At 73.1% G+C, this 2,780-nt stretch carries 1 protein-coding gene and 1 pseudogene; both read right to left on the reverse strand.

What is annotated here, in order from left to right; translation table 11 throughout:
• A partial coding sequence (gene alaS / locus HMPREF3105_RS06675) for an alanine--tRNA ligase (RefSeq protein ID WP_070709023.1) occupies positions 1 to 2,600 on the reverse strand: 2,600 nt, incomplete at its 3' end.
• Positions 2,597 to 2,780: pseudogene (locus HMPREF3105_RS06680) on the reverse strand (hypothetical protein); the annotation flags it as partial. The pseudogene HMPREF3105_RS06680 and the gene alaS, both read right to left, overlap by 4 nt.

Consider the following 2,780-nt stretch of genomic DNA (forward strand, 5'->3'; position numbering starts at 1 on the left):
ACGCCGGTGGCGGTCTTGACCATGGCGCCCGCCTTGAGGCCGGCCGCGCGGGCGGCCTCGTTGGTCGCCACGACCACGAGGGGCCGGCCCTTGGCCTCGGCCGTGAGGGCCACGAGCACGGGCGTGCCCGCCGCGTTGCCGCCGGCCGACTCGATCCGGGCGCGCAGGTCCAGCACGAGGGAACGCAGCTGGTCCCCGGCCACGTCGCCGACGTGGTGCGCCAGCACCCGCACCGACGTCCCGGCGGACGTCGTGACGTCCTGGGCCTGCCCGGCGAGCTGCCCGGCCTGGGCCTGCAGCGCCTGGGCCCGCAGCTCCGCGACCTGCTTCTCGGCCGCCTTGAGCCGGTCCAGGGTGGCGCCGATGCGGTCCTTGAGCTCCTCGGCCGGGGCCTTGAACATCTCCGAGAGCTCGGAGACGAGGGTGCGCTCCGCGGCGAGGTGGCGGAACGAGTCCAGGCCGACGAGCGCCTCGACGCGGCGGTTGCCCGAGCCCACGGACTGCTCGCCGAGCAGGGTCAGCGAGCCGATCTGCGCGGTGCGGCCCACGTGGGTGCCGCCGCACAGCTCGCGGGACCAGGCGCCGTCGATCTCCACGACGCGCACCCGGTCGCCGTACTTCTCGCCGAACAGGCTCATCGCGCCGAGTGCGCGCGCCTCCTCGAGGCTCATCTCCTGGGTGAGCACGGCGTGGTCGTCGCGGATGGCGATGTTCACCACGTCCTCGACCTCGGAGCGGGCCCCGGCCGAGAGCGCCTCGGCCCAGCGGAAGTCGAAGCGCAGGTAGCCCTCCTTGTTGAAGGAGCCGGACTGGGTGGCCTCGGGGCCGAGGATCTGGTGCAGTGCGGCGTGCACCAGGTGGGTGCCGGAGTGGGCCTTCTCGCCGTCGAGGCGGCGCTGCAGGTCGATCGCGCCGAGGGCCTGCGCGCCGGCGGCGACCTCGCCGTCGAGGACCTTGACCCTGTGCACGGACAGCCCCTTCACGGGGGCCTGCACGTCGAGCACCTCGAGGCGGAAGCCGTCGCCGGTGATCAGGCCGGTGTCCGCGGCCTGGCCGCCGGACTCCGCGTAGAACGGCGTGGCGTCCAGGACGAGCTCGAGCTCCGTGCCGGCGCCGGCGGACGCGACCTCCTCGCCGTTCTGCAGCAGGCCGCGCACCACGGACTCGGTGGTGTGCTCGGTGTAGCCGGTGAAGTGGGTCTGGCCCTCGGCGCGCAGGCGCTGGTACACGGCGGTGTCCGTGTGGCCGGCCTTCTTGGCCTTGGCGTCCGCGCGGGCGCGGTCGCGCTGCTCGGCCATGAGGGCGCGGAACCCGGCCTCGTCCACGGCGACGCCGGCCTCCTCCGCGATCTCCAGCGTCAGCTCGATCGGGAAGCCGTAGGTGTCGTGCAGCTCGAACGCGTCCGGGCCCGCGATGCCGCCGCCCGCCGAGCGGGCCTGGCCCACCGCGGCGTCGAGGCGGGCCGTGCCCGCGGCGATGGTCCGCAGGAACGCCTTCTCCTCGGCGTAGGCGATCCGGGAGATGCGCTCGAACTCGTCCGCGACCACCGGGTAGGTGCCCTTCATCGCGTCCCGGGAGACCGGCAGCAGCTCAGGGAAAACGGGCTCGGTGACGCCCATCAGGCGCAGGGCGCGGACGACGCGGCGGATGAGGCGGCGCAGCACGTAGCCGCGGCCCTCGTTGCCGGGGCGCACGCCGTCGCTGATCAGCATCAGGGCCGAGCGCACGTGGTCGGCCACCATGCGCAGGCGGACGTCGTCGTCGTAGTGCGGGTCGGCCGGGTCCTCGGTGGAGGTGTAGGAGCGGCCGGCCAGCTGCGCGGCGCGGTCGAGCACGGGGCGGACCTGGTCCGTCTCGTACATGTTCTCCACACCCTGGAGGATCATGGCGAGCCGCTCGAGGCCGAGACCGGTGTCGATGTTCTTGTGCTCGAGCTCGCCGGCGATGTCGAAGTCGTCCTTCGAGCGCACCGCGGAGAGGCGGTACTGCATGAACACGAGGTTCCAGATCTCGATGTAGCGGGTGTCGTCCGCGGCCGGGCCGCCGTCGACGCCGTACGCGGGGCCGCGGTCGTAGAAGATCTCCGAGCAGGGGCCGCCCGGGCCGGGCTGGCCGGTGTTCCAGTAGTTGTCGTCCTTGCCCATGCGCTGGATGCGCTCGGGACGGACGCCCACGTCCTCGCGCCAGATGCGCTCGGCCTCGTCGTCCTCGCGGTACACGGTGACCCAGAGGCGCTCGGGGTCCAGGCCGAAGCCGCCGTCCTCGACCGAGGACGTCAGCAGCTCCCAGGCCATCGGGATGGCCGTCTCCTTGAAGTAGTCGCCGAAGGAGAAGTTGCCGCACATCTGGAAGAAGGTGCCGTGGCGGACGGTCTTGCCGACCTCCTCGATGTCCGCGGTGCGGATGCACTTCTGCACCGAGACGACGCGCGGGCTCGGCGGGGTCTGCTCCCCCAGGAAGTACGGGATGAACGGGACCATGCCGGCCACCGTGAACAGCAGCGACGGATCCGGCGAGACGAGCGACGCCGACGGCACCACGCGGTGCCCCCTGGACTCAAAGAAGGCGGTCCAGCGGCGGGCGATCTCCTGGGACTTCATGCGGGGGTGTCCTTCTGCGTGGTGGTGGTCTGGGGGCGGGCGGCGCCGTGCGACGGCGGCTCCACGGTCTCCCCGGAGATGATCGGCCCCGTGTGGGGCAGGTAGGGCGCGGCCCAGGGGGCCTCGGCGCGGACGCGCTCGGCCAGGCGCCGGGCACCGTCCTGCAGGGCGGCCGCCGCG

Origin of the sequence: Micrococcus sp. HMSC31B01, assembly GCF_001816085.1 — a bacterium.
In the GTDB taxonomy this organism is placed as follows: Bacteria; Actinomycetota; Actinomycetes; order Actinomycetales; family Micrococcaceae; genus Micrococcus; species Micrococcus luteus.